Annotated in this window: 23 protein-coding genes; 8 read left to right on the top strand and 15 right to left on the bottom strand. The window is 55.4% G+C overall.

Annotated features, from left to right (window positions below):
• Positions 1-361 precede the first annotated feature (361 nt).
• Entirely contained in the window at positions 362-565 is a 204-nt protein-coding gene (locus CFT68_RS21455; protein WP_141106441.1) for a hypothetical protein, read from the top strand.
• A gap of 83 nt (positions 566-648) precedes the next feature.
• Here the strand turns inward: CFT68_RS21455 and CFT68_RS04470 are convergent, their stop codons facing one another.
• From CFT68_RS04470 to CFT68_RS04425, 10 genes are all read right to left on the bottom strand, one after another.
• Positions 649-1461, bottom strand: a complete 813-nt coding sequence (locus CFT68_RS04470; protein ID WP_088842208.1) for an FkbM family methyltransferase — start codon at positions 1459-1461, stop codon at positions 649-651.
• A gap of 997 nt (positions 1462-2458) precedes the next feature.
• Entirely contained in the window at positions 2459-4288 is a 1830-nt protein-coding gene (locus CFT68_RS04465) for a peptidoglycan D,D-transpeptidase FtsI family protein (RefSeq protein ID WP_088842207.1), read from the bottom strand.
• 57 nt (positions 4289-4345) lie between these two features.
• Positions 4346-4579, bottom strand: a complete 234-nt coding sequence (locus CFT68_RS04460; RefSeq protein WP_088842206.1) for a hypothetical protein — start codon at positions 4577-4579, stop codon at positions 4346-4348.
• A gap of 24 nt (positions 4580-4603) precedes the next feature.
• Positions 4604-4732: a hypothetical protein gene (locus tag CFT68_RS22245; RefSeq protein ID WP_262490704.1), complete on the bottom strand. Its 129-nt coding sequence runs from the start codon at positions 4730-4732 to the stop codon at positions 4604-4606.
• Positions 4733-4880: 148 nt separating this feature from the next.
• Complete coding sequence (locus CFT68_RS04450; RefSeq protein ID WP_088842204.1) at positions 4881-8360, bottom strand: methylmalonyl-CoA mutase family protein; 3480 nt, start codon at positions 8358-8360, stop codon at positions 4881-4883.
• A 77-nt stretch (positions 8361-8437) separates the two neighbouring features.
• Positions 8438-8659 (bottom strand): hypothetical protein, encoded by a 222-nt coding sequence (locus tag CFT68_RS04445; RefSeq protein ID WP_088842203.1) that lies wholly within the window; start codon positions 8657-8659, stop codon positions 8438-8440.
• A gap of 354 nt (positions 8660-9013) precedes the next feature.
• Positions 9014-9367: a hypothetical protein gene (locus CFT68_RS04440; RefSeq protein WP_088842202.1), complete on the bottom strand. Its 354-nt coding sequence runs from the start codon at positions 9365-9367 to the stop codon at positions 9014-9016.
• A 119-nt stretch (positions 9368-9486) separates the two neighbouring features.
• Entirely contained in the window at positions 9487-10362 is an 876-nt protein-coding gene (locus CFT68_RS04435; protein ID WP_088842201.1) for a carboxypeptidase-like regulatory domain-containing protein, read from the bottom strand.
• A gap of 141 nt (positions 10363-10503) precedes the next feature.
• The gene (fdhA, locus tag CFT68_RS04430) at positions 10504-11730 is read right to left on the bottom strand and encodes a formaldehyde dehydrogenase, glutathione-independent (protein ID WP_088842200.1); all 1227 of its coding nucleotides are present in this window, start codon (positions 11728-11730) and stop codon (positions 10504-10506) included.
• Between the two features lie 45 nt (positions 11731-11775).
• Positions 11776-12183, bottom strand: a complete 408-nt coding sequence (locus CFT68_RS04425) for a GlcG/HbpS family heme-binding protein (RefSeq protein WP_088843668.1) — start codon at positions 12181-12183, stop codon at positions 11776-11778.
• A 331-nt stretch (positions 12184-12514) separates the two neighbouring features.
• Here CFT68_RS04425 and lepA point away from each other — a divergent pair, with 331 nt between their 5' ends.
• The 7 genes from lepA to CFT68_RS04390 all read left to right on the top strand — a co-directional run bounded on the left by lepA (position 12515) and on the right by CFT68_RS04390 (position 19512).
• Positions 12515-14302, top strand: coding sequence for a translation elongation factor 4 (gene lepA / locus CFT68_RS04420; RefSeq protein WP_088842199.1), 1788 nt, complete (start codon positions 12515-12517; stop codon positions 14300-14302).
• A gap of 106 nt (positions 14303-14408) precedes the next feature.
• Positions 14409-14588, top strand: coding sequence for a hypothetical protein (locus CFT68_RS04415; protein ID WP_141106440.1), 180 nt, complete (start codon positions 14409-14411; stop codon positions 14586-14588).
• Between the two features lie 16 nt (positions 14589-14604).
• Positions 14605-15522: a bifunctional 5,10-methylenetetrahydrofolate dehydrogenase/5,10-methenyltetrahydrofolate cyclohydrolase gene (locus CFT68_RS04410; RefSeq protein ID WP_088842197.1), complete on the top strand. Its 918-nt coding sequence runs from the start codon at positions 14605-14607 to the stop codon at positions 15520-15522.
• 269 nt (positions 15523-15791) lie between these two features.
• Positions 15792-16373 (top strand): 7-carboxy-7-deazaguanine synthase QueE, encoded by a 582-nt coding sequence (locus CFT68_RS04405; protein WP_088842196.1) that lies wholly within the window; start codon positions 15792-15794, stop codon positions 16371-16373.
• Positions 16374-16390: 17 nt separating this feature from the next.
• Positions 16391-18340 (top strand): OmpA family protein, encoded by a 1950-nt coding sequence (locus tag CFT68_RS04400; RefSeq protein ID WP_088842195.1) that lies wholly within the window; start codon positions 16391-16393, stop codon positions 18338-18340.
• Between the two features lie 358 nt (positions 18341-18698).
• A complete protein-coding gene (locus tag CFT68_RS04395; RefSeq protein ID WP_141106439.1) occupies positions 18699-19019 on the top strand; it encodes a hypothetical protein in 321 nt (106 codons plus the stop codon).
• 133 nt (positions 19020-19152) lie between these two features.
• Positions 19153-19512 (top strand): hypothetical protein, encoded by a 360-nt coding sequence (locus CFT68_RS04390; RefSeq protein WP_088842193.1) that lies wholly within the window; start codon positions 19153-19155, stop codon positions 19510-19512.
• A 77-nt stretch (positions 19513-19589) separates the two neighbouring features.
• Here the strand turns inward: CFT68_RS04390 and CFT68_RS04385 are convergent, their stop codons facing one another.
• From CFT68_RS04385 to CFT68_RS04365, 5 genes are all read right to left on the bottom strand, one after another.
• Positions 19590-20879 (bottom strand): citrate synthase, encoded by a 1290-nt coding sequence (locus tag CFT68_RS04385; RefSeq protein ID WP_088842192.1) that lies wholly within the window; start codon positions 20877-20879, stop codon positions 19590-19592.
• A gap of 271 nt (positions 20880-21150) precedes the next feature.
• A complete protein-coding gene (gene mnmE, locus CFT68_RS04380) occupies positions 21151-22542 on the bottom strand; it encodes a tRNA uridine-5-carboxymethylaminomethyl(34) synthesis GTPase MnmE (protein ID WP_088842191.1) in 1392 nt (463 codons plus the stop codon).
• A gap of 175 nt (positions 22543-22717) precedes the next feature.
• On the bottom strand, positions 22718-23377 hold the full coding sequence (locus tag CFT68_RS04375; RefSeq protein WP_088842190.1) for a metal-dependent transcriptional regulator: 660 nt from the start codon (positions 23375-23377) through the stop codon (positions 22718-22720).
• Positions 23378-23552: 175 nt separating this feature from the next.
• Entirely contained in the window at positions 23553-24566 is a 1014-nt protein-coding gene (locus CFT68_RS04370; RefSeq protein WP_088842189.1) for a 3-oxoacyl-ACP synthase III family protein, read from the bottom strand.
• Between the two features lie 94 nt (positions 24567-24660).
• Positions 24661-25812, bottom strand: coding sequence for a glycosyltransferase (locus CFT68_RS04365; protein ID WP_141106438.1), 1152 nt, complete (start codon positions 25810-25812; stop codon positions 24661-24663).
• Positions 25813-25927 lie beyond the last annotated feature (115 nt).

Below are 25927 nucleotides of genomic sequence, written 5' to 3'. Positions count from 1 at the left end.
TTCAGGACGCGCACCCCCAGTGCCCCGATCAGCGTCAGACTCTTTCCCAGGCGCAACGGCACGGCCCCGCCCGCGCGCCGGCGCGCGGGCGGGGCCGTGCCGTTGCGCCGCGCGTAATCCAAGTGCAGACCGGTCTCATCCAAGAAGTAAAACCGGTGCACATCGCCGCGCTCGCTCACCGCTTCTACGTGCTGGCGCCGTAGCTCGTGCACACGGGGCATGTCACGCTCGGCCGCGTGCAGACTTTTTTTGCGCCGCAGCCTGTGCTCGTCTAGCACGCGCCAGACGGCGCCCATGCTCACCCGCTGCCCGTGTCGGCCGCCAGCGCGTCGCGCAACTCGGCCAGAGTCGCGTCCGACTGGTGCCCGACCTGCGCCACCACCCCGGCGGCCCGCCCCGCCATCGAGCCAGTTTGCCGCTGCCTACGCTGCAACTTGCCCACGAAGGCCAAGCTCACACAAAAGCGGGCCGCTACCTGCGCCTGCCGAGCATCCGGCTAGGCCAGCGCCTGAGCCACGCGCTGGCGCAAATCCAAGGAATACGCTTGCATACCCCATCTACGTAGGCCACATAATAACAGCTACATCGTTTGTGAATCCGCTGTATAAATCCTTATTAGATTTTACGTTGATGAAAGCAGCAAATATGTTATCGCATTTTGGTGCCATAAACCCAATCATCAATGTAATCCGTGCCAGTACATTGGCTAATTATAGCATACCCATTACGCTTTAAGTAGTCGCTCACCAATGCTTTCGTACGGAAAAATTCGTTTCCTTCTTTGGTAAAGCGAAAATTATGACATGAAATAGCAACGTGTCTAATATCAAGTTCAGGCCGTTCGAAAGCAGTTGCTAGATAACGTTCGGCTCCCTCAATATTTACTTTCAGCAAATCTATTTGGTGAATATTGTAGAAAGAACAAAATTCATGCAGTGGTAGACCTTGCACTTCGTATATTGTGCCTTTTTTTACATTGTTCAGTGAGGAAGCTAAATAGGTGTCGGGTGCATCGTCAATACGAACTAACTCCTGCTGCTCACTGATTGCAATATTAAAAAGGTGCACGTTAGTAAAATTATTCAGCTTAATAACTTCCTGGAGTACTTCATATACCATCGGGTTAGCCTCCACCGCATATACTGCTCCCTTTGGGGAGACAAGATCGGCATAAATACACGTCTCTTCCCCTAGTCCAGCTCCGATATCTAGGACTACGTCACCCGCGCAAGGACGATAGAATTTACCGCTAATATTGGTTACGTCCTGTTCCAATAAGTACTTATGTAAATACCAGCTAAATGATTCTGATGCCATATTAAAGCCATTTACATCATAAATAAAAAACCTGCCTTTGTGATACATTCTTAGGCTTCTTAAATTTAAATTTTTTCTCATATATCCTATTTTGCAAATTAAAAAAAGCAAATATTTATTTTTTATTAATTTTAGGATGTTCATATATTAAAAAATTAAAAAAGCAAAAATTTGGCTGTTGATCAATGTTTATTGACGGTTATAAACTGTGTTAATGTATGAATAAATTCATGATAATGCCAGTAAATATCAACTATTTCTATTAGGAGGTGGCCTAATTTGGTGTGAATCGTTGATCTTGGTCATCAATGCAGAGTTGCAGCCAGATTCGATTCATGCCTATAGAGCGACTAAAGGAGCATGACTTACCCGCCAGTACGGCACAACGCTGGCGCAGGGAACACTTCACTGCTTCGATGATGCTATTATGACCACTACCTTTGGGACTAGGGCGATGGGCGGCGAGCGGTAGCGACCCTCGATACGGCTCTCACACATCGTAAAGTACTAGGTGCCGGTGTAACACAGCCACGGCACGGCTAGCTAGAGCCGCTGTGCCGTGGCTGTCCCGCGCGTACCGAGCACCCAGGCCACGATCCGCCGGCTGTGCCGCGCGACAGCTAACTCTATTCAGACTTTTCAGCGCCTACGGCCCACAAAGGGCCACATTTCATCCATCCCCAGTACCTGCGTCCGAACGGGGAGGCGACTGATTAGGAGCGGTGCCTGCGCATTTTTTTGCCAGCTTGGCTGCTGTGATCGAGCGACACCCATCAGGCGTGCAATGGCGCGCTGGGATACGTGCTTGACCAGCAACTTCTCTACATGGGCGTACAGGGTAGCGCGCGCTGGGGCAGCAGTTTGAGAGTACCCTTGATAGGTGCAGCTAGTACACTGTTACTTAGGGCGGCCATGACTACTGCCATTTCTGCGCACGTGTAGGCTGTGACAGCGCCCGCAACGTTGGCTCGTTGTTATCATAAACAGCTATACGCCTTTCACACCCACTTAGACCACCACCTTCTATTAATGACATACTCATTTTCTTGCCCCTCCTTATGGGACAAGGTGATAGTCACCCAAGTGAGAAGCAGTATGTCAACGCTTGATTTGCTGGGTTATATGTGAAGTCCAATTATATTCACTCATCTTGCCGAGCCCGGTTCTGAATGCGCTTTTCCCAGCGCTTACGCTTGGCCGCGATGCTGCCGCGCAAGTACTTCTCCATTACCATCACGGCGCAGGGCGCGGCGGCCTTGGCTCCAAAGCCGCCGTTTTCGAGGTACACCGCCACGGCTATTTTGGGGTTGCTGGCCGGCGCGAAACCTACGAAGGCGGCGTGGTCGTCGCCCTCGTCGTTTTCTACGGTGCCGGTTTTGCCTGCCACCGTGATGCCCACATCGGCGAGGCTGGAGGCATCGGCGGTGCCGCCGCGCTGCATCACGGCTACCATGCCCGGAATGAGTTCGGCAAAGTGCACGCTGTCGATGAGGGTGCGGTGCTTTTCAAGGAAGCGTGGCAGCGGCCCGCCTTCCCCAACTTTGCGCACCAGATGAGGCGGGTAGTACCAGCCGCGGTTGGCAATGATGGCCGCCATATTGGCCATCTGGAGGCCCGTGAGGTTGATTTCACCCTGCCCGATGCTGAGTGAATAGATAGAACGGTACGTCCAGCGAGTGGTGCGGCGAGCTTTGTCGTAATACGCTGGGGTAGGCAGAAAGCCCGGTACTTCGCGCGGTACATCCACACCCAGCACCGAGTCCAGCCCAAACGACCGGACGTAACGGCGCCAAAGGGCCAGGTTAGCGTGGCGGGCTGCCACCGTATCCACCGCGGCCAGACTATCCGGCATGCGGTCAATGAGGTTGCGCATCACTTGGTAGAAGTAGGGGTTGCAGCTGTACTTCAGGCCCGCCGTAAGGGTTTTAGCCGGACGGTGGTCGTGCACGCAGCTGATCAGCGACTGGTCGCAGCGAAACCCCGTGGTGGGGCTGATGGCACCCAGTTGCAGGGCCACGGCCGCATTCACCAGCTTGAACACCGAGCCCGGCGGGTTGGCCACCATGGCAGGCCGATTCAGCAGCGGCATATTCTCGCTTTGCAACAGCTTGGCGCGCACCCCGGCTCGGTCGGGGGCGGTAAGAGTAGCGGCCTCATAAACGGGCGCCGACACGTAGGCCAGTATTTCGCCCGTGCGCGGATCGATAGCCACTAGGTAGCCCTTGCGGCCACCGAGCAGCTTCTCAGCGTAGGCCTGCAGCTTCACATCAATGGTCAGGTGCAGGTCTTGGCCTTGCTGAAAGGTGGTGTCCTTCGCCCAGGTGCCGTGCTCCTTGCCCTTGGCATCTACAAGGGGGTGAAGGTAGCCGTGGCGTCCGTTGAGCAACCCATTATAGTAGGTCTCAACGCCACCACTCCGCAGCCGATAAAAACGGCCTCGCCGGTAGCGTTTGGCTTGGCCAAAAAACGCCTGAGCCTCGGAGCCTTTATAGCCCAGCACCGGAGCACCCGCGTTGGTAGTATAGGTGCGTTGTCGGCGCTCAGTCAGAACCAGGCTAGGCCACTCGGCGCTGTCGCGACGGACGCGTTTGGCTTCGGTGGCAGTTAGCCGAAGCTGAACCGGGTAGCCGGCCGGGGCTTCTTCGTAGGGCAGGGCATTGGCAATACGCCGCCGAACGGTTGTGGAGTCCCAACCCAGCAACAGGCCTAGCGCCAGCGTGTCGAGAGGGGGGCGGCGCGGCAGCTTCAGCAGGTATTGCATGCGCGTATCTACTAGCACGGAGTCGTTGCGGTCGAGGATGCGGCCCCGGATAAGCGTATCGGACACCACTACGCGCCGCTGGGCGTACACTTCGCCTGTCTTTGGGTCCTGAACAGGGGCGCTGGTCTGTTGATCAGGGGAAGAGCAGGCGGCTAGGCCTATCAGTAATAGTAATATGGTACTTTTCCACCTAATGAAAGCAGTGCGCATGGGGTAAAGCTAGGCAATTGCCGGAAGTAGGCACGGCGCTCCTGTAGCGGGGACAGTTTAGCCCATGAACAGTACCTCCAGCAACCCCGGTCGTCCGGTGTAGTTACGGGCGCTGCTATATTGAAGTTCCTCGGGCGTGTCTACAAAGCCCGCCACGACAGGGTTGCCATGAAGATACTCCAGTCGCTGCCGGTGCATCTCGTGGGAGTGCAGTTCAATAGGATGGCTATACTGCTGCCAGAACTGATATTTCTCGTTGTGACTGTTGCGCTGCCCGGCCCGTCCAAACATCCAAAGCAGCTACTCATGGCGGCTTTACTGCCCATTCTCCTCAATGGCTTTCAGAATGGTTTTGGACATGTGCCGCTTCAGGTCGCGCAGGATGGCGGATAGGTTATCCTTTTCGCTGCAGATAATAAGATGGGCATGTTTGGTCTTTAACATCTGATCCATTTTATCAGAACCTCGGGCATAAAGTTCACGAAGGATAGCATTTAGTTTCTCGGTATGTTTCATATAGTAGATTGTATGACAATGAAAAGGGCGCTACTTCGTTGAAGTAGCGCCCTTTTAACTTAGTCCGAAAATCGATTTACATATTCCGGCGGTACTGTCCGCCTACCTCAAACAAGGCATTGGTGACCTGGCCTAGGGAGCAAAACTTCACGGTTTCCATCAGTTCCTCGAAGAGGTTGCCGTTGGCTACAGCTACCTGTTGTAGCTGCTTCAGGCGCTGCTCGGTGGTGCTAGCGTTGCGGGCGTGCAGGTTCTGCAGCATCGTAATTTGGAACTGCTTTTCCTCCTCCGTTGCGCGGATAACCTCGGCGGGTACCACCGTGGGCGAGCCTTTCGAGGAGAGAAAGGTATTCACACCAATGATGGGATACTCGCCCGTGTGCTTGAGCATCTCGTAGTGCATGCTTTCCTCCTGAATCTTGCCACGCTGGTACATGGTTTCCATGGCCCCGAGCACGCCTCCGCGCTCGTTGATGCGGTCAAACTCCGTCAGGACGGCTTCTTCAACGAGGTCCGTGAGCTCCTCGATGATGAATGACCCTTGCAGTGGGTTTTCGTTCTTCGCTAGGCCTAGCTCGCGGTTGATGATGAGCTGAATGGCCATGGCCCGACGCACCGATTCTTCGGTAGGCGTAGTAATGGCCTCATCGTAGGCGTTGGTGTGCAGAGAGTTGCAGTTGTCGTAGATGGCGTAGAGAGCCTGCAGCGTGGTGCGGATATCGTTGAAGTCGATTTCCTGGGCGTGCAGGCTCCGGCCGCTGGTCTGGATGTGGTACTTTAACATCTGCGAGCGGGCGTTGGCGCCGTACTTCAGCTTCATGGCCTTGGCCCAGATGCGGCGCGCCACGCGGCCAATTACGGCATACTCCGGGTCAATGCCGTTGGAGAAGAAGAACGACAGATTGGGTGCAAAGTCGTTCACGTCCATGCCCCGGCTCACGTAGTATTCCACGAAAGTGAAGCCGTTGCTGAGCGTAAGGGCCAACTGGGTAATGGGGTTGGCGCCAGCCTCAGCAATGTGGTAGCCGGAAATCGACACCGAGTAGAAGTTGCGGACCTTCTCCTTGATGAAGTACTCCTGCACGTCGCCCATGAGGCGGAGGGCGAATTCCGTGGAGAAGATGCAGGTGTTCTGGGCCTGGTCTTCCTTCAGGATGTCGGCTTGCACGGTGCCGCGTACCTGGCTGAGAGTGAGGGTTTTGATGTCTAGGTATACATCGGCGGGCAACACTTGGTCGCCGGTCACGCCGAGCAGCATGAGGCCTAGGCCATCATTGCCGGCGGGCAGCTCGCCCTGGTAGCTCGGGCGCGTTACACCTTTATCCTTATAAATAGTCTCGATCTTCTGGTTTACCTCGTCCTCTAAGCCATGCTCCTTTATGTATAGCTCGCACTGCTGGTCAATGGCGGCGTTCATGAAGAAGGCAGCAATTGTGGCAGCCGGACCGTTGATGGTCATCGATACCGACGTACTAGGGTTGGCTAGGTTGAAGCCGGAGTAGAGCTTCTTGGCGTCGTCGAGGCTACTCACGTTTACGCCGGAGTTGCCAATTTTGCCATAAATATCGGGCCGGTGGTTCGGGTCTTCGCCGTAGAGCGTTACTGAGTCGAAGGCCGTGCTCAGGCGCTTGGCCGGTAGGCCTGCCGATACGTAGTGGAAGCGACGGTTGGTGCGCTCGGGGCCACCTTCGCCGGCAAACATACGAGTCGGGTCTTCGCCTTCGCGCTTGAAGGGAAACACGCCGGCGGTATAAGGGAACTCGCCGGGTACGTTCTCCTGCAGCTGCCACTTCAGCAAGTCGCCCCACGCGGTGTAGCGGGGGAGGCTTACCTTCGGAATCTGCTGGTTGCTGAGGCTGGTGGTGTGCGTCTGGATGCGGATTTCCTTGTCGCGCACCTTGAAGATGAACTCGGGTGCTTTGTAGGCGACTACCTTTTGCGGCCAGGCCTCCAGAAGCTTCCAGTTCTGCCCGTCCAGCCGAAGCTTGATCTCCTCGAAGGTGCCCTCCAGGCCGGCCACGAGGCCTCGTGCGTCGGGTCCGTGGCTGCTGTTCCCGGCGCCAGATCCTCCAGGGGTGACGTTTGCGTCGAGGCTTTGGACGGCTCCAATTGCCTGCCTGATTCCGTAAAGTTGCTGAGCGACGTCAGACTGTTTTTGAACCCACTGGTCATACTGGCGGTTGGTTTCGGCTATTTCAGAAAGGTAACGCGTGCGGTGAGGCGGAATGATATAAATCTTCTCCGAATCCTCGGTGGAGGTTTCGAGGTGAGACGCAAACGGCACGCCCGTCTTGGCTTCTACGGTAGCCAGCACGGCGCGGTAGAGGCGGTTCATGCCGGGGTCATTGAACTGCGAGGCGATGGTGCCGAACACGGGCATCTCCTCCAGCGGCTTTTCCCAGAGCTGGTGGTTGCGTTGGTACTGCTTGCGCACGTCGCGTAGGGCATCAAGGGCGCCGCGCTTGTCGAACTTATTAAGAGCAATGACGTCGGCGAAATCGAGCATGTCGATTTTCTCCAGCTGGGTGGCAGCCCCGTACTCGGGCGTCATCACGTAGAGGCTGGCATCAGAATGCTCAATAATTTCGGTGTCCGACTGGCCTATGCCCGAGGTTTCGAGGATAATCAGGTCGAAGTCGGCGGCGCGTACTACGTCCACGGCATCCTGCACGTAGCGGCTCAGGGCGAGGTTGCTCTGGCGCGTGGCAAGGCTGCGCATGTACACGCGCGGCGAGTTGATGGAGTTCATCCGAATCCGGTCGCCGAGCAGGGCCCCGCCGGTTTTGCGCTTGCTGGGGTCAACGGAGATAATGGCAATGGTCTTCTCCGGGAAGTCGAGCAGGAACCGGCGTACCAGCTCATCCACGAGCGACGATTTACCCGCACCACCTGTGCCCGTGATGCCCAGAATCGGCGCCTTCTTTGGCTCCGAAGAAGCATCATTAATGCGCTGATCAGAGCCAAACTCCGACTTCTGGAAATCCGCAATCAGCTGACCTTTCACGCGCTCAAACTCCTGGGGGAAGTTCTCAGCGGCGGAAATCAGGCGGCCAATGCTACGGGCGTCTTTCTCCTTCACGTGGCCGGCCTCGCCGTTGAGGTTCTGGCCAGTAGGGAAGTCCGACTTCTGCAGCAGATCATTGATCATACCCTGCAGGCCCATGGCACGGCCGTGGTCGGGGGAGTAGATCCGGGTAATACCGTAGGCCTCTAGGTCCTCTATCTCGGTGGGCAGAATTACGCCGCCGCCACCGCCGAAGATCTTCACATGCCCCGCGCCGCGCTCCTTCAGCAGGTCATACATGTACTTGAAGTACTCGTTGTGGCCACCCTGATAAGAGGTGATGGCAATGGCCTGAGCATCTTCCTGAATGGCACAGTCCACAATTTCCTGCACCGAGCGGTTGTGGCCTAGGTGAATGACTTCGGCGCCGCTGCTCTGAATAATGCGGCGCATGATGTTGATAGCGGCGTCGTGCCCATCAAATAGGGCAGCCGCCGTCACGATGCGGATATGGTTCTGGGGCTTATACGGAGCTACAGGAGCTGCTTGCATAGCGCGGGGGATTAGGGTGGATTTTGGGGTAGCGAAGGTACGAAAAAAGCCCCGGCGTGGTGGCCTAGGGCTTTTTATCACCAAGATTCTTGCAAGTAGTGTATTAAGTCTTCGAGTTTCTTTCCTATGTACGTCGTATCCTCTGGAATATCACCGATAAAAGGAACAGTGTAGATGTGGCTTGTTTTCTTTTCAATAGCACAAGCTTCTCCAACTTCATAAGTGCCAATTAAAAAGAAACCAGGGAAGTACTCTTCATCATTATTGTATCCCTCGTGTATTTCCGCGACTTCAATCAAAGGCTAAAGGTGTAGATACTTTCCTCCCTCAAAATCAAAGATCTTTTCATGAGTTTGACTCATCAGGTTTATGTACCATTCAGGTGGTGTGAAGTCAATCGACTTCAGAAAGCTAGCAATAGCTTCAGGGCTAGGAGGAATGTTCAATTCACTCATGTATAAATTATCAGTTGGCCTAGAATCAGGCAAAGTTACCGGAACTCCGAGAGCTGTAGCGTAAACTCCGGTAGCAGCGTTTCACTGGACGCTCTTGCCCAATACTTTAACAGTTTCTACCAGTGTCAAATAAGGCAAAAATGAAACAGCCGGACTGCTCCAGAGCGGTCCGGCTGTGCTGCTTCTAGGCCACTTGCTCTACTTCGTGGCTTTCTTTTCCAGAGCCTGAAGCAGGTCATCGGCGGCTTTTTCAATATCGGAATAGCCTTGTTGGGCGGCGCGCTCCTTGGCGGCAATCAGGCCGTCGCGGTGGACGGTTTTGAAGTCACCATAGGGGAAGTGGTAGCGGCCTTTGGTGTCTTCGCCTTTGCTCTTGTCGAGGCCGAGGTGCCACTGGCCATATTCGGCTATTTCGTGCTTTTCCAGGAACTTGTTTTCGGCGCTGGAGTCGGGGTTGTACTGGCCCCAGTGGCCTTGGTCGTTCTTCAGTTTGCCATCCTGAATGAGTTGCTTGGCAAACTTTACAGCTTCGGGATTCAGTTGAACGATCATAGGAGGGGAGAGGTGAAGTGAAAGAAATAGGTTTGGCCCAAACGGGCACTTCACTACTTTACGCGCCTTGGAATGCAAGTGTTAGTGTGGCGTTTACTGGCCTAGCCAGTAAGCAACTCTTAGCCCCTTGGGCTTCGAGCCGTCGCATAAAGGCTCAGATTCACGGGCTGTACTTTCCACGAATCCTCCGACTTATCCCGGAATACCATGCGGTGCGTAGCCGATAGTGCGGCCGGGATGGTGAGCATATACCACGCTTTTTTCTCGGTGGGGCTGCCATCCAGCCACTCAACGGTAACAGCCACGCGCTCTTGCTGGCCTACGTTCACCTGATAAGGCTTTAAATCAATGTGCTGCCAGCCGGTGGCGCCAGCCGCTACCGCGAACTGCACATCCTGAGAAAGCAGGCTGGTGGTTGGGTGGTCCTCTGCATCGAGGGCGCGCACATTCAGGCGGAAGCGCAGGTTTTGAAACGTGTTGCCTCCGATGTACACGTGCGCATCATCCAGAAAGCTCTCGGGCTTAACGTGCAGAATAGTGCCTACCTCCCGGCCCAGTTTTCGGGCGGGGTCCTTGTCAGAGGCCAGGTGAAAATTATAGAAAGTAATACCCCAGGAACCATCGCGGCCAATTGTGTGCTGTTTCCAGCCAGCGGCCCGCACCCGCACTTCCTGCAACGCGTGCGTCTGGGGCTGCAGCTTCACTTCCCGTAGGCCACTCAGGTCGCGGGCCAGCAACTTATGGGCCTGATAACCCACGCAACTTACTACCAGCGTATCGGTGGGAGCGGCGGTGGCAAGCATATCAGCCGAGAAGTGGCCTAGGCCATCTGCCACGGTGCCTATCGGCTTGTTCTTCACCCCCACTGAGGCATACGGTACGGGCGCCCCCGTAGCGGCATCCGTAACAAAGGGCCGGGTTTGCTGGGGTGTAGCTGCACATAAGGGAAGCAAGAAGATTGCGGGTAATAACCAGTAGCGGGGATGAAAGCGCATAATTAAAATAGGAGAGGAGCTAGTGATGAACTGCTCTCAGGAGCCCTAAGTGACCTGGCGGGTTGCACCTCCCAACGCAAACAGCCGGACTCCCCTGATAGGAAGCCCGGCTGAGCGCAACGTTTGAACACGAATAATAGGCTAGGCCGTCTCTTTTACTTTCGCTTTTGACTTTGTGGTTGGAATCATATTGTGCGGGTTGATGACGAACTTCTTCGCCACGCCGCTATCAAACTCCTCGTAGCCCCGCGGCGCATCATCCAGGCTGATGACCTCCACGTTCACGGCTTTGGCAATCTGCACTTTGTCGTAGAGAATCGCCTGCATCAGCTGGCGGTTGTAGCTCAGCACGGGCGTCTGGCCGGTATAGAAGGAGTGGCTCTTGGCCCAGCCTAACCCAAAGCGAATCGAGAGGCTGCCTTTTTGCGCGGCTGTGTCTTTGGAGCCGGGGTCTTCGGTCACGTAGAGGCCCGGGATACCAATAGAGCCACCAGCCCGCGCAATTTCCATGAGGGAATTGAGCACCGCCGCGGGTACCTCATCCTTGGAGGTTTTGCCTTCGCCGTGCGCCTCAAAGCCCACGCAGTCTACGGCGCAGTCTACCTCGGGCACACCCAGAATCTGGGCAATCTGCTCGGCCAGGGTGGCGTTTTCGGTAAGGTCCACAGTTTCGCAGCCGAAGGAGCGGGCGTGAGCCAGCCGGGCCTTGTTCAGGTCGCCGACGATAACCACGGCGGCGCCCAGCAACTGGGCGGAGGCCGCGGCCGCTAGGCCTACCGGACCCGCGCCGGCAATGTACACGGTGGCTCCAGGGCCCACGCCGGCCTTAACGGCGCCGTGGAAACCGGTCGGGAAGATGTCGCTGAGCATCGTCAGGTCCCGGATTTTCTCCATCGCCTGGTCCTTGTCGGGGAAGCGCAACAGGTTGAAATCGGCGTAGGGCACCATCACATACTCAGCCTGACCGCCTACCCAGCCGCCCATGTCCACGTAGCCGTAGGCGCCGCCGGCGCGGCCTTCGTTCACGGTCAGGCAAATGCCGGTTTGCTGCTCTTTGCAGTTGCGGCAGCGCCCGCAGGCCACGTTAAACGGCACCGACACCAGGTCGCCTTTCTTCAGAAACTCTACATCGGTGCCCGCTTCCACCACCTCGCCCGTAATTTCGTGGCCTAACACTAGGCCTTTGGGGGCGGTGGTGCGGCCACGCACCATGTGTTGGTCGGAGCCACAGATGTTGGTGGAAACCACTTTCAAAATAACCCCGTGCGTGATCTTCTTGCCTTTGGGGTTCTTCAGCTCGGGGAAAGCAATATTCTGAACCTCGACTTTACCGGGCCCCATATATACTACGCCTCTGTTATCTGCCATGGTTATTGCCTGAAAAATGAAGGAAGTGAAGTGGCCTAGGCCACTCTAGCGGTTTGCCACGGCCTGCATACCGGCTTCGGCTACGGTGTGGTCGTTTTCCACGGAGTCGCCGGATACGCCGATGGCCCCAATAACGCGGCCGCTGGCGTCCTTAATGGGAATTCCGCCGGGGAAGGTGATGAGGCCGCCGTTGGAGTGCTCAATATTGTAGAGTGAGCCGCCGGGCTGGGAGAGTCCTCCAATAGCGCCGGTTGGCATATCAAAGAAACGGGCGGTTTTAGCTTTCTTAATGGAAATGTCGAGTGAGCCCAGCCAGGCGTCGTCCATCCGGATAAAGGCGGTGAGGTTAGCGCCGGCGTCCACCACTGCAATATTCATCTTGAGGCCCATGTCCATAGACTTTTGATGGGCTGCATGAAGGGCGGCCTGTGCTTGTTCGAGGGTAATTCCCATAATGATTTTGGTAGTTTGGTTAGGAAGGATTTCCACCAAACAACGGGTTTCCTGGGGCTTCGGCTATTGCGCCGGGCACAGTTGAGACGATACAGCGCCTCTTTGCGACTATAGCACAGTTGAGCGCCCGTATTTGCCAGTAGCGTTAGTCGGGACCAAGCGCTAGGCCACTCCCCACACAGTCTTTTGTCGGAAAATATGGCTTCTGTAAGGCAACGAAATATGCCCGATACCGCAAGTGGCCTAGCGGCATGCGCGGAAGTGCCAAGGGCCTCCATTAGCTTTTTGCGGCCATTTTGCGTACCTTCGCCTTCGGAAAAAACCGCCTCTAGTGAAGAACATCCGCAATTTCTGCATCATCGCCCACATCGACCACGGTAAGAGTACCTTGGCCGACCGCCTGCTGGAATTTACCAGCACCGTCTCGAAGCGCGATATGCAAGCTCAGCTTCTCGACAACATGGATTTGGAGCGGGAGCGAGGCATTACCATCAAGAGCCACGCCATCCAGATGCAGTACCCCTACAAAGGGGAAATCTACACGCTCAACCTAATCGATACGCCCGGTCACGTCGATTTCAGCTACGAAGTATCCCGCTCCATTGCCGCCTGCGAAGGCGCTTTGCTGATTGTGGACTCGTCGCAGGGCATCGAGGCCCAGACGATTTCGAACTTGTACCTGGCCATCGGCTCCGACCTGACCATCATCCCGGTTCTCAACAAAATCGACTTGCCCCACTCCATGCCGGAGGAGGTGTCAGACGAGATTGTGGACCTCATCGGCTGCGACCGGGACGAAATCATTCCGGCCTCGGGTAAATCGGGCATCGGCATTGAAGCCATCCTGAACGCTATCTGTGAGCGGATTCCGGCTCCGGCCGGCGACCCGGAAGCGCCTTTGCAGGCCCTTATTTTCGACTCCGTTTTCAACTCGTATCGCGGCATCGAGGTTCTGTTTCGCATCAAGAACGGCACCATGAAAAAGGGCGATAAGCTCCGCTTCATGGCCACCGGCAAGGAATACGGCGCCGATGAAATCGGTATCCTGGGCCTCAACCAGGAACCGCGCCTGGAAATGAGCGCCGGCAACGTAGGCTACCTGATTTCAGGTATCAAAGAGGCCCGCGAAGTAAAGGTGGGTGATACCATCACGCACGTGGCCAGGCCTACCGCTGAAGCCATTCAGGGCTTTGCCGATGTGAAACCGATGGTATTTGCCGGTATCTACCCTGTGGATACCACCGAGTACGAGGAACTCCGCTCGTGCATGGAAAAGCTGCAGCTCAACGATGCCTCGCTGGTATGGGAACCCGAAACATCCGTTGCCCTAGGCTTCGGTTTCCGTTGCGGCTTCCTGGGCATGCTGCATATGGAAATCGTGCAGGAGCGCCTGGAGCGCGAGTTCAACATGACGGTAATTACCACTGTGCCGTCGGTGCAGTTCCACGCCACCGGCACCAAAGATCAGCTCCTGACCATCAACGCCCCAAGCGAAATGCCGGAGCCGAACATGATCAAGCTGATTGAAGAGCCCTACATCAAGGCCCAGATTATCACGGCTGCCGACTATGTAGGTCCCATCATCACGCTGTGTATGGAAAAGCGCGGCATCATCAAAGGCCAGAGCTACCTGACCAGTGAGCGAGTGGAGCTGTCGTTTGAGCTGCCGCTGTCGGAAATCGTGTTCGACTTCTTCGATAAGCTCAAGACTATTTCGCGCGGATACGCCTCCCTGGATTACGAGCTGATCGGTTTCCGTGAGTCGGATATGGTGAAGCTCGATATCATGCTGAACGGAGAGAAGGTCGATGCGTTGTCGGCCATCGTGCACCGCTCCAAGAGCTATGAATGGGGCCGCCGCCTCTGCGAAAAGCTCCGGGAGCTCCTTCCACGCCAGCAGTTCGAAATAGCCATTCAGGCCAGCATCGGGCAAAAAATCATTTCGCGGGAAACCGTGAAGGCCCTGCGCAAAAACGTAATTGCCAAGTGCTACGGCGGCGACATTAGCCGGAAGCGCAAACTGCTTGAAAAGCAGAAAGAAGGCAAGAAGCGGATGCGCCAAGTGGGTTCCGTAGAAATTCCTCAAGAGGCCTTCCTGGCCGTCTTGAAAATCGATTAAAGAGTGAAACGCGCCTCACAAAGGCGCGTTTTTTTTGTGCCTGTATCTCCTTTTTTTCACTCATACACTTCTTGACACGGCGTGCTATGATTTTATCGTCAATCAAATGCCAGACAAACTCACCAAGAACTGTACCTCCGAGGAGCAGCTAGAAAAGATCCGCAAAGGGCAAGAGCACAAATTCCGGTGGAGGGATGACTGGCCTACGATGGAGAAAGCCCTAATGGCCGCTGGCCATGCCGCTATTGCAGCGCATAAGGAAAAGAAAGCACCAACTCAGGACTAACCACATACACGTTCGCATGACCACAGCGCCCGAAGCTACCACCTACCGCCTCATCGACGGAAAGCAAACCGCAGAGGCTATCAAAGAAGAAATTGCTGCGGAGGTAACCCAGCTGAAAGCAGCTGGCCATAAGGTGCCACACTTGGCCGCCATTCTGGTAGGCCACGATGGCGGTTCCGAAACCTACGTCCGCAACAAAGTACTTGCCTGCGAACGGGTAGGGTTCGAGAGCACGCTGCTCCGCTACGAGGACACCATTACGGAGGCTGAGCTATTGGCCAAAGTAGAGGAGCTCAACCACGACCCTGAGATTGATGGCTTCATTGTGCAGTTGCCCTTACCGCGCCATATCGATACCAACAAGGTGATTGAAGCGGTAATGCCCGAAAAGGATGTGGATGGCTTTCACCCAATGAATATTGGGCGGATGGTGGCAGGCCTACCGGCCTTGCTGCCTGCCACGCCTTCGGGTATTGTGGAGCTGTTGCGCCGCTACGAACTTGTGACGGATGGCAAGCACTGCGTGGTTATTGGTCGTTCGAATATTGTTGGAACACCGGTTAGCATACTGTTGGCTAAGAACTTAGAGCCTGGAAACTGCACGGTTACTTTATGTCATTCGCGCACACAGAACCTGGCCGAAATCACCCGTACCGCTGACATTCTGGTGGCTGCCCTAGGCCGACCGGAGTTCGTAACGGCCGATATGGTGAAGCCGGGTGCGGTGGTTATTGATGTGGGCACCACCCGGGTAGAGGATGCCACCAAGAAGTCGGGCTGGGCCCTGAAAGGCGACGTTAACTTTGCTGAAGTTGCGCCGCTTACCTCCTACATTACTCCGGTTCCGGGTGGCGTGGGTCCCATGACCATTGCCATGCTCTTGCTCAATACCCTGCGGGCTGCTAAAGGGGAAGTGTATCCGAAACAGGCCTAGGCCAGTACGCTGGCCTAGGCCTGCCTGGTAATAAGCCTGCATCGTTGGTTTACCTTGTAAAATCCAATCAAAGCTGCTTCAGGCTTTTAGATTTCAAGGCGTTGTACTACTTTTAAAGTCGGGCCGTTAGAAAAGGCAATGGAAGCTCCTGGTTTCTGCCCATCTGACGGCCCGGTTTGTCGTTTTTAGAATACCCTATTTTGCTGCACGAACTTCCTATTGCGTCGGTGGCCCCGACAGGTGGGGCTCCGGCACCTGCACTGCCCGTGATGGAGCAGTTTTACACCATTCAGGGCGAAGGCTACAACACCGGCCGCGCTGCCTACTTCGTCCGCCTGGGTGGTTGCGACGTAGGCTGCGTATGGTGTGATGTGAAAGAATCCTGGGATGCTGACGCGCATCCGCGGGTATCTATTCCAGATATTGTCGCCACTACTACTGCCCACGCCGGGCGCAACGTGGTTATTACGGGGGGCGAGCCCCTCATGCATAACCTAGGCCACCTCACGGCAGCTTTGCACGCGGCCGGGTGCCAGAACTGGATTGAAACCAGCGGCGCTTACCCGCTAAGCGGCGAATGGGACTGGATTTGCGTCTCGCCCAAAAAATTCAAGGCACCATTGCCAGAAGTGCTGGCTGCAGCTCATGAGCTGAAAATAATCGTGTTTAATAAGTCTGATTTTGCCTGGGCAGAGCAGCATGCCGCTTTAGTGAGCCCCAGCTGCCGGCTATATCTGCAGCCCGAGTGGAGCAAAGTTTCGCAAATGATGCCGCTCATTGTTGACTACGTGAAGGAGAACCCCAAGTGGCAGGTGTCGTTACAGACACACAAATTCCTCGATATCCCGTAGCCTCCTACCGCCTTTCTATGCGCCGTCTGCTTTCTGCTCCCTTGTTTGTGCTCCTGCTAGCTGGTGGGCTACTTCCCATGAGTGCTGCCGCGCAGGCCAAACTGGCTACTACCAACTCCAAAGCCCGTAACCTTTGGGAAAAAGCGCAGGCACAAGCCAAAGATCGTGACTTCACGAAGGCTATTGAAACACTCAATCAGCTAAACCAGAAGTTTCCTTCACTGGGAGAGCCGTATGTGATGAAAGGCTCTTTGCTGAAAGCCATGGGCGAAAACCGCCCGGCGTTTGAGGCCTACCGCGACGGTGTAAGTAAGCTCCCGCTCGACCCTTTGCGAGCTAACGACTACTTCACGCTAGGAGAGCTTGCCATGACCTTTGGTGAGTATACTACGGCGGCAGACAGCTATAAGAAGTACCTCAAATCGGCTCCCAAGAGCAACCGGAATGGCCCGCGTGCTCAGCGGCAATTGCTGAACTGTGAGTTTGCCAAGAAGGCCATGGCAGCCCCTACAGGGCCGCAGCCGGAGCGCTTAGGCGAACCGCTCAACAGGTTTCGGTTTCAATATTTTCCGGCCCTCACGGCTGATAACCGTTTCCTGCTCTTCACAGGCCGCCCAACGTCGGAAAGCGGGGAAGACCTGTTCATCAGTACCTTCACGAAAGAGGGTGCCATTGGGGAACCGGCGCCCATTTCTGCGGCCATCAATACCAGTTACAACGAAGGTGCCGGCACCATCTCGGGTGATGGCAAGACCCTGGTCTTTGCTTCTTGTGACCGGCCGAACTCCGTAGGAAACTGCGATTTGTACATCTCACGCCGAACCGGCAACAACTGGAGCAAACCCCAGAACCTGGGCCGGACAGTGAACTCGCCGGAGTGGGACTCGCAGCCGACGCTCTCCGCCGACGGGCGCACGTTGTATTTCACCAGCACGCGCCGCGGGGGTAAGGGTCAGGAGGATATCTACATGACGACCCTGGACGCGGACGGTAACTGGACGCCTGCTCGCAACTTGGGCGAACCTGTCAATACCGCTGGGAAGGATATGGCTCCCTTTATTCATGCCAGCGGCACGACACTTTACTACGTGACCGATGGGCTGGTGGGGATGGGTGGCCTAGATGTATATCGGTGTGTGCTGCAGGCCCCGAATAAATGGAGCACTCCCGAAAACCTCGGCTATCCACTGAATACTTTCGAAAACGAGGCCTCCTTGTTTATCGGTTCTGATAACCGCCGAGGCTTCTGTTCTCGCTCACGGGCAACTGAGCCTGGCGTAAAGCAGGAGCGCGACCGGCCAGTAGAACTATTTGGTTTCGAAGTGCCCCAGATTATCAGGGCCCGCGAAACCAGCACTTATACGCAAGGCCGGGTATTCGATGCCGTTACCAAAAAGCCCATTCAGGCCGACGTACAGCTCTATGATCTGAACACCGATGAGTTGGTGCAGTACGTTGGTTCAGACAGCGAAAACGGCGAATACACTGTGGTATTGAACGAAGGCCGCCAATACGCCATGTATGCGGCGGCCAACAAATACCTGATGAAGAGCCTGAGTTTCGATTATACCGATAAGCGGGCGTTTAATCCCCTGACACTAGACATTTATTTGGAGCCAGTAAGGTCGGGGCGTAGCATCGTACTCAACAACCTTTTCTTTGATACAAAGGAGTTTGCGCTGAAACCTAAGTCGCGGACAGAGCTAAACCGCCTTATTGCCTTTATGAAGCAATATCCTGATATTCAGGTAGAAGTATCGGGGCATACGGATGATGTGGGCACGGACGAAGACAACGTTGCGCTGTCGCAGAACAGGGCTAAATCAGTGTATAGTTACCTCGTGACGCAAGGCGTTAGTGCGAACCGGCTGCGTTTTAAAGGCTATGGTGAGGCGAAGCCGCTCGTACCCAACGACTCGGAGGAACACCGTCAGCAAAACCGCCGGATTGAGCTACGGATTTTGTAAGTAAAACAGCCTCTTGGCTAAATTATAGAACCTGGTTGCGTAAGCAGCCAGGTTTTTTTGTTTGTAGTTTCTCTTTTTGGTTTAACTATTAAATGATTGATAATGAGAAAAATAATATTTTCCAGTGAAAGTTATAGAATAGAATAGTGATAAAATTTCTATTTTTTATTAAATTATAAATTGTATGTTTGGGTATCAGGATCAGATAGGATAATGGCGCTTATAAACCAAGTATCAGCTCTTAGTCACTCCTGCTTCTTAAATCTGTCACACTTTCCACTTCCTTACTTAATCCTTCACCACTATGAAAAAAGCCTACTTTTTCGCTTGTCTGTTAGTCGGTTTACAAAGCGTTGCTATGGCGTCGTCAGTTTCTGAATCAGAAGGCCCCTCGGCTGTTCAGGCTCGTGCTACAGCCCTGACGCGTACAATTGCAGAGAAAGCTCGGTTGGATGAAGGGCAGTACCTGCGCGTAAAGCAGCTGAATGTTCGGATGCTCACGGAGATTGATGAACTGAAGAGCCTGCTGGGTGCTGATTCGGCGGCTTTAGATCAGCGTCTGGCTGATGCCCAGGCCCGCTACGAGTCAGACCTGATGTCGTTGCTGCGCCCCGCCCAGCTGGCTATGTATGAGCAGGCCCGCACCAGCATGACGGCTCTCGGCTCTACGCCCCGCTAATTTCAGTGGCGCAGAGGGCTTATTTGTTGCGGGCCTTCTGCGCTAACTGCTAATCTGATTGCTTCTTCTTTGGTGGCTTTCAATTGTTGCCAAATGCACTTATCCCATTCCTTTCTACCTAAATCCTACCACCATGAAAACCCTCGCTACTATTCTTTTGATGTGTGCTTTGTATTCTACTGGTAATGCCCAGGCAGCACCCACCGATGGCTCCAAGCTGCACGAGCGGGCTAAAACGCTAACCCGCCAGATGGCTGAAAAGCTGCCTTTGAGCGAAGGCCAATATGTAAAAGTGCGTCAGCTTAACCTGCGTCTGCTGACCGAAACAGCTGATGTTCGTCAGCGCTTAGCCAGTGATGCTACTGGCCTAGACGAAGCCATGGCCGACATCCAAATGCGCTATGAGTGGGACCTGGCCGCCGTGTTGCGCCCCCGCCAGATGGCTGTGTATGATCAGAACAAAGTGACCATGACGGCCGTGAACCTCAAATAGGCACTGCCTTCTGTATAAACGAAAAAAGCCCGCTACCAGCGGGCTTTTTTGTGTGCTAACGTGAAAGGGGGAGTGGCCTAGCGCTGCTCGATGGTCACGTAGTCGCGCTCGGTTTCACCGGTATAGATCTGACGCGGACGGCCAATAGGCTCTTTGTTCTCGCGCATCTCTTTCCACTGGGCAATCCAGCCGGGCAGACGGCCCAGGGCAAACATCACCGTGAACATTTCGGTTGGGACGCCTAGTGCTTTGTAGATGATGCCTGAGTAAAAGTCGACGTTCGGATACAGCTTACGCTCAATGAAGTACTGATCAGTGAGAGCAGCCTGCTCCAACTCCTTTGCAATCTTCAGCAGGGGGCTGTTCTGTAGGCCTAATGCCGCCAGCACTTCATCAGCTGCCTTCTTGATGATGGTAGCACGTGGGTCGAAGTTCTTGTATACACGGTGGCCGAAGCCCATCAGACGGAAGGAGTCGTTCTTGTCCTTGGCCTTGTCAATGAACTTGCTGGTGTCGCCGCCATCGCGCTCAATAGCCTCCAGCATCTCAACTACCTCTTGGTTGGCACCACCGTGAAGCGGGCCCCAGAGAGCATTGATACCAGCCGATACCGAGCCGTAAAGCGAGGCATTGGCCGAGCCTACCAAACGTACGGTAGAGGTAGAGCAGTTCTGCTCGTGGTCGGCGTGCAGGATTAGCAGCTTGTTGAGGGCGCTTACTACCACGGGATTCAGCTCATACTTCTCCGTAGGGAAGCTGAACATCATGTGCAGGAAGTTGGAGCAATAGTCCATGTCGTTCCGCGGGTAGTTCAGCGGATGACCCATCTGGTTCTTATAGGTCCAGGCGGCAATGGTAGGCAGCTTGGCCATCAAACGAATCACGTTCAGGTCAATTTCCTCCTTGTTCAGGTCCGGCGACACGCTTTCAGGATAGAAAGCGGTGAGGGCGCAGATCAGGCTGCTCAGGATGGCCATTGGGTGGGCGGCCGACGGGAAACCGTCGAAAATCTTGCGCACATCTTCGTGCACCAGCGTGTGCTTGGTAATCTGGGTACTGAAGTCGGTTAGCTCAGCCGAAGTAGGCAGTTTGCCATAAATCAGCAGGTAGGCCACTTCAATGAAGCTGGACTTTTCAGCCAACTGCTCAATCGGATACCCGCGGTAGCGCAGAATGCCTTCCTCACCATCGAGGAACGTAATGGCACTCTTGGTAGCGCCGGTGTTCTTGTAGCCTGAATCCAGGGTTACGTAGCCCGTCTGGTCGCGCAGCTTGCCGATGTCGAAAGCTTTTTCGTGTTCGGTGCCTTCAATGACGGGGAGAATAATGGATTTCCCGTCGAGGATAAGTTCAGCAGATTCTGCCATGAGCGTGGGTTAGAGGGTGGGTTACGGGAACAGAGAGAAATCCCGATAAGCAGTTGGCGTCTATACTACAAAACCCGCCCGGTTGTTGTTTGCCGTGGAGGTGAAGCCACAAAGAAAAGGACCAGGTTGGAAATATGTGGTATAATAAATGGGTTTTTGATGAGGTAATAGAAGGATGTATAGGTAAGTGGTTATAAATGCGAGAGTTGACCTTGCGCTAACGATTGTTTTAGCGTGCTGACGTGCACCCCCAGCTAAACAGCCTAGGCCACTACTTACCAATACAGAACTGCGTGAAGATGCTGGTCAGCAAATCATCGTTGCTGATTTCTCCGGTTATCTGACCCAGGTCGGACAAAGCATGGCGCAGATCGGCGGCCAGAAGCTCGGTGCCGGTACCGGCGGCTAGGCCACTGAGCACGGCATCCAAGTGCTGCGAGGCCTGCTCCAGGCTGCGGGCATGGCGCACATTCGTGACGATGGTGCTGCTGCCAGCACGGTCCAGGCCTTCGCCACGCACGCGGGCCAGCAGGGTTTCGCGAAGTTCGTCGAGGCCGTCGCCGCGGGAGGCAGCAATCAGGGCAGTATTAGGGCCAGACTGGAAAGCGGCAATTTCTGCATCGGAAGCCACGTCCATCTTGTTGCCCACGGCCAGTACGGGAATAGTAGCCGGGAGACTCAGTGCTTCAATTTCAGCTTGAAGTTGAGCAGGAGTAGTGCTCGTTATATCAAATAGATATATAACCAAAGCTGCTTGCTGAACTCGCTTTAGGGTACGCTCTACGCCAATGGATTCTACCAGATCAGTAGTGTCGCGGAGGCCGGCCGTATCTACGAAACGGAAGCGAATCCCGTCGAGGCTCACTTCGTCCTCAATCAGGTCGCGGGTGGTACCGGCCACTTCCGAAACGATGGCTCGTTCCTCGTTTAGGAGAGCGTTGAGCAGGGTGCTTTTGCCGGCGTTGGGGCGGCCGGCAATAACCGTTGTGACGCCGTGCTTGATGACGTTGCCCAACTCGAAGGAGCGGAGCAGGCGGCGCACCAGGGCCTGTACTTCCCGCAACAACTTTACTAGGCCAGTGCGGTCAGCAAACTCTACATCTTCTTCCCCAAAATCCAGCTCTAATTCCAGCAAGGCCGCAAACTGCACCAGCCGCCCACGAAGGTCTTTCAGCTCCTGCGAGAAGCCACCCCGCATCTGCTGCATGGCTACTTGGTGTGAGAGGGCAGAGTCTGCTGCAATGAGGTCGGCTACGGCCTCAGCCTGGGCCAGATCAAAGGCGCCGTGCAGAAAGGCGCGCTTGGTAAACTCGCCCGCTTCGGCCAGGCGGGCCCCCCGCCGAACGAACAGGCCTAGGAGCTGCTGCACAATAAAGTCGGAGCCGTGGGCGCTGATTTCCACTACATCCTCGCGGGTATAGGAGTGCGGTCCCCGAAACAAGGACACGACCACTTCATCCAGAATCCGGTCACCGTCGCGGATGGTCCCGAAGTGCAGCGTGTGGCCCGGCTGGTCGCGCAGGCGCTTGCCGGCAAACACACCATCGGTGAGGCCAATAGCTTGTGGCCCCGAGAGGCGGACCAGTGCGATAGCGCCCGCGCCGGGCGGGGTCGATAATGCCACAATGGTATCGGATAGCGAAACTGGAAGCGGTAGGGCCACGGGAACAGAATAGGATGTTTCCGTAAAGGTACGAGCTACTGGCCTAGGCCCCTACAACGTCGCCCCATGGGGCTTTACCGGCCGGGACATTTGGAGAGGTGCAAAACGAAAGGTAGATGGCCTGCTAGTCGTCATAAAAGCCCAACCTTGGTATTCGTGCATGTGACTATAGGCACTAGTCAGTCACGTACAGGTTTCTGCTAACCTCTGAGGATATGAGGTATTTGGTTGATCCGTTTATTCTGATTTCTAATGAGTTGTCAAACGTTATCTTATCAAGTACTTCAAGGCTGGCACCTAAGTTCAAACCGACTTTATCCAGGTACTGCAGGAAGGGAACCGAGGTGTTTTTGACAGCTACGACGGTGCCTCGGTCGCCGGGTACCAGCTCGGAAACCAGGCGGTGCTGGGGGCGAAGAATAGCTCCTTCAGCAGTTGGGATAGGGTCGCCGTGGGGGTCGAGCTGCGGGAAGCCCAGGAACTCATCAAGGCGCCGGATGAGCAGATCGGAGTCGATGTGTTCCATCTGTTCCGCCACATCGTGCACCTCATCCCAGGAGAAGCCCAACTGTTGCACTAGGAATACTTCCCAGAGCCGGTGCTTCCGGATCGTGAGTAGCGCCACACGGCGGCCTTCCTCGGTGAGGGATACGCCCCGGTAGCGGGTATAGTGGAGCAGGCCCTTCTCACCGAGCCGCCGGAGCATATCGGTAACGGAGGCGGCCCGGGTCTGGAGCTCCTCCGCCACACGGTTGGTGCTGACCTCCACGCCAGGCTGCGCTTCGGCAAGTTTATAAACGGCTTTTAGATAATTCTCCTCGGTGTAACTGGGCATTTCTTCAAGTAAAAACCAAAAATGAAGAATTTGATGGATTTGGCGCGCAAAGATTAGAGCAGGCCTACAAGAAAAAAGTGGCAGCCGGAAGCCGACTGCCACTAAATCAACTACTACGCATGCCAGCGCACTGGCCTAGCAAAGTAACTTTTTCTGAGTGCGGGCCGGGATAGGCCTACCACTTGATCAGCGCCGAAGCCCAGGTGAAGCCGGAGCCAAAGGCAGCCAGGCACACCAGGTCGCCGCGCTTGATGCGGCCTTCCTGCACGGCTTCGCTCAGCGCAATGGGCACCGAAGCCGCCGTGGTATTGCCGTAGCGTTGGATGTTGCTGAAAATTTTATCGTCGCTGAGGCCCATTTTCTGCTGCACATACTGCGTGATGCGTAGGTTGGCCTGGTGCGGAATGAGCATATCAATATCCTGCGGCTGCATGCCGTTCTGATCGAGCGCCTCCTTGATTACCTGTGGAAACCGGACTACGGCGTGCTTGAACACGTTCTGGCCATTCATGACCGGGTACAGCTCCTCCTCATGCGACATGATGTAGCCTACCCGGTCATTGCGGTTAGAGCCGGGCTCCTTCACAATAAGCTCCTCGGCATGCTCGCCCTGGGAGTGCAGGTGGGTACTCAGAATGCCATGCCCTTCGCGGGTGCAGGGGCGCAGCACCACCGCGCCGGCTCCATCACCAAAAATAACCGAAACGGCACGGCCGCGGGTGCTGATATCGAGGCCCGAGGAATGGATTTCGGAGCCCACCACCAGCACGGTATCATACATGCCGGTCTTGATGAACTGGTCAGCCATCGAGAGCGAATACACGAAACCGGAGCACTGATTCCGCACATCAAAAGCCGGAATTGGAGCCTTAATACCGAGTTCCCGTTGCAGCAAAACGCCTGAGCCAGGGAAGAAATAATCCGGCGACAAGGTGGCAAATACAATCATCTGCACGTCGTCGGGGGTGAGGCCGGCCATTTCCAGCGCCTTGCGGGCGGCGTTGGCGGCCATATTGGCGGTGGTATCCTTGCCTTCCTCAAACCACCGGCGCTCTTTTATCCCGGTGCGCTCCTGAATCCACTCGTCGGTGGTATCCATCAGGCCGGTGATATCGGCGTTGGTCACTACACGGTCGGGCACATAGTGGCCTACACCGGCAATTTCAGAAAATCGTAGGGTGTTGCTCATCGGGAATTTTGCGAGGGAGAGGGCGAAAAAGGAGTGGAAAGTAGCTAAATTCAGCTTCCTGCTTCCTAAAACGGGCTGCGAAGATCGACAGTTGCTAAATAGAATCCATGAAGCGGTGTAATTTTTCCGCTTCAGTTTTCCAAAAGGCTTCTGCAGGGACCCCAGCCGGATAAAAAGGTTGCTGAAGCAGTGCAGCCAGTTCCGTTCCGGATAAGGGGTACTGGCCTAGGACCTGAAAGTCGATACATATTCCTGCCTTATAGCGCTCTATCATTTTTTGCCAGAGTGGATTTGGCGGTATGACCACCGGCAGCCCATGCGCCATATATTCAAAGAGCTTAGTGGGGATGCACCGCGCCGTACTGGTATGCGGCCGGTATGGCAGCAACCCCAGGTGGCTCCGGTTTATTTCCTCCACAATGCGGGCGTGCGGCACCAGCGTATTGCCCCCAAGCAGCGTAATGCCTTCTCCGGCGCGGTCAATCGCCGACCAAAGCTGTATCAGCTGCGCCGGCTGCTGGCAGAATCCTACAATGGTAAGCTGCGCGGCCGGCCACACGGCTCTGGCCTGCTGCCAAAAGGTAATGGCCTCAAACACCCCATTCAGCTCCGAAATAGTGCCGGAGTACAGTAGCCGCAAAGGCTCAGTGGTAGCTGGCAAGTGGCCTAGGGCCTTGGGGGCATCCTCGCCCGTGTACGGCTGGTACTTATTTTCGAGGATGAGGGTCCGGTTGGGAGTGGCAAAGGGGAGCTCAGCCGAATAGCTGCGCTCCGCCAGCAAAACGCCCGCAGCTCTTGAGGCGGCCAGCGTCTCCAGGCCCCGCACGAGGGCTGCCAAGGTGTTGCGGGCCCATGCCGGGTACACCTGCTGGGTCCGGATGTTGAGGGCGTAGTTTTCGCGAACATCATACACAAACCGCCGGCCTGGGTCCAGGATACGCCACAGCACTGTAAGCGGCAGCAGCTCGGGGGCATGCACACACACCACATCCGGCTGCACTTCCTGGAGTAGCTGCCAGTAGCGGCGTTGGGCGCGCAGGCGGTTTAGGCTTAGGCGGTTGCCATCCAGCAGGGCATGGGTGTGCAAGTTGGCGGGTAGGCCAGTAGGAGTGGGGGCGAAGCGGCCGGCCACATGGATCTCGGTATTCGGGCGGGAAGCCAGCGTGCGCGCAAATTTGCCCAGCATGCGGGTATCATCCAGCGGCTTTAAAACTGAGGCGAGTAAAATGGTGACGGGACGCGGCATATTGGCCGTGAAGATGGTAAGTTTGCTTGGTAGTTGCCGGTTTCCGGTTGCCAGTTTACCTACACTTACTGGCTTCGGGCCCCGAAATAACTGACTAGTACGCACTGACCACTTT

The organism is Hymenobacter gelipurpurascens (assembly GCF_900187375.1).
Taxonomy (GTDB): domain Bacteria; phylum Bacteroidota; class Bacteroidia; order Cytophagales; family Hymenobacteraceae; genus Hymenobacter; species Hymenobacter gelipurpurascens.
The sequence above is the reverse complement of the archived record's forward strand: the minus strand, read 5'-3'. Positions and strand labels throughout refer to the sequence as shown.

What these genes read in the sequence shown, in the direction of transcription:
- CFT68_RS04470 (WP_088842208.1), bottom strand. Translation starts at nt 1,461, where the DNA reads ATGAACATCCTAAAATTAATAAAAAATAAATATTTGCTTTTTTTAATT.
- CFT68_RS04465 (WP_088842207.1), bottom strand. Translation starts at nt 4,288, where the DNA reads ATGCGCACTGCTTTCATTAGGTGGAAAAGTACCATATTACTATTACTG.
- CFT68_RS04460 (WP_088842206.1), bottom strand. Translation starts at nt 4,579, where the DNA reads ATGTTTGGACGGGCCGGGCAGCGCAACAGTCACAACGAGAAATATCAG.
- CFT68_RS22245 (WP_262490704.1), bottom strand. Translation starts at nt 4,732, where the DNA reads ATGTTAAAGACCAAACATGCCCATCTTATTATCTGCAGCGAAAAGGAT.
- CFT68_RS04450 (WP_088842204.1), bottom strand. Translation starts at nt 8,360, where the DNA reads ATGCAAGCAGCTCCTGTAGCTCCGTATAAGCCCCAGAACCATATCCGC.
- CFT68_RS04440 (WP_088842202.1), bottom strand. Translation starts at nt 9,367, where the DNA reads ATGATCGTTCAACTGAATCCCGAAGCTGTAAAGTTTGCCAAGCAACTC.
- CFT68_RS04435 (WP_088842201.1), bottom strand. Translation starts at nt 10,362, where the DNA reads ATGCGCTTTCATCCCCGCTACTGGTTATTACCCGCAATCTTCTTGCTT.
- fdhA (WP_088842200.1), bottom strand. Translation starts at nt 11,730, where the DNA reads ATGGCAGATAACAGAGGCGTAGTATATATGGGGCCCGGTAAAGTCGAG.
- CFT68_RS04425 (WP_088843668.1), bottom strand. Translation starts at nt 12,183, where the DNA reads ATGGGAATTACCCTCGAACAAGCACAGGCCGCCCTTCATGCAGCCCAT.
- CFT68_RS04415 (WP_141106440.1), top strand. Translation starts at nt 14,409, where the DNA reads ATGCCAGACAAACTCACCAAGAACTGTACCTCCGAGGAGCAGCTAGAA.
- CFT68_RS04410 (WP_088842197.1), top strand. Translation starts at nt 14,605, where the DNA reads ATGACCACAGCGCCCGAAGCTACCACCTACCGCCTCATCGACGGAAAG.
- CFT68_RS04405 (WP_088842196.1), top strand. Translation starts at nt 15,792, where the DNA reads ATGGAGCAGTTTTACACCATTCAGGGCGAAGGCTACAACACCGGCCGC.
- CFT68_RS04400 (WP_088842195.1), top strand. Translation starts at nt 16,391, where the DNA reads ATGCGCCGTCTGCTTTCTGCTCCCTTGTTTGTGCTCCTGCTAGCTGGT.
- CFT68_RS04395 (WP_141106439.1), top strand. Translation starts at nt 18,699, where the DNA reads ATGGCGTCGTCAGTTTCTGAATCAGAAGGCCCCTCGGCTGTTCAGGCT.
- CFT68_RS04390 (WP_088842193.1), top strand. Translation starts at nt 19,153, where the DNA reads ATGAAAACCCTCGCTACTATTCTTTTGATGTGTGCTTTGTATTCTACT.
- CFT68_RS04385 (WP_088842192.1), bottom strand. Translation starts at nt 20,879, where the DNA reads ATGGCAGAATCTGCTGAACTTATCCTCGACGGGAAATCCATTATTCTC.
- CFT68_RS04375 (WP_088842190.1), bottom strand. Translation starts at nt 23,377, where the DNA reads ATGCCCAGTTACACCGAGGAGAATTATCTAAAAGCCGTTTATAAACTT.
- CFT68_RS04370 (WP_088842189.1), bottom strand. Translation starts at nt 24,566, where the DNA reads ATGAGCAACACCCTACGATTTTCTGAAATTGCCGGTGTAGGCCACTAT.
- CFT68_RS04365 (WP_141106438.1), bottom strand. Translation starts at nt 25,812, where the DNA reads ATGCCGCGTCCCGTCACCATTTTACTCGCCTCAGTTTTAAAGCCGCTG.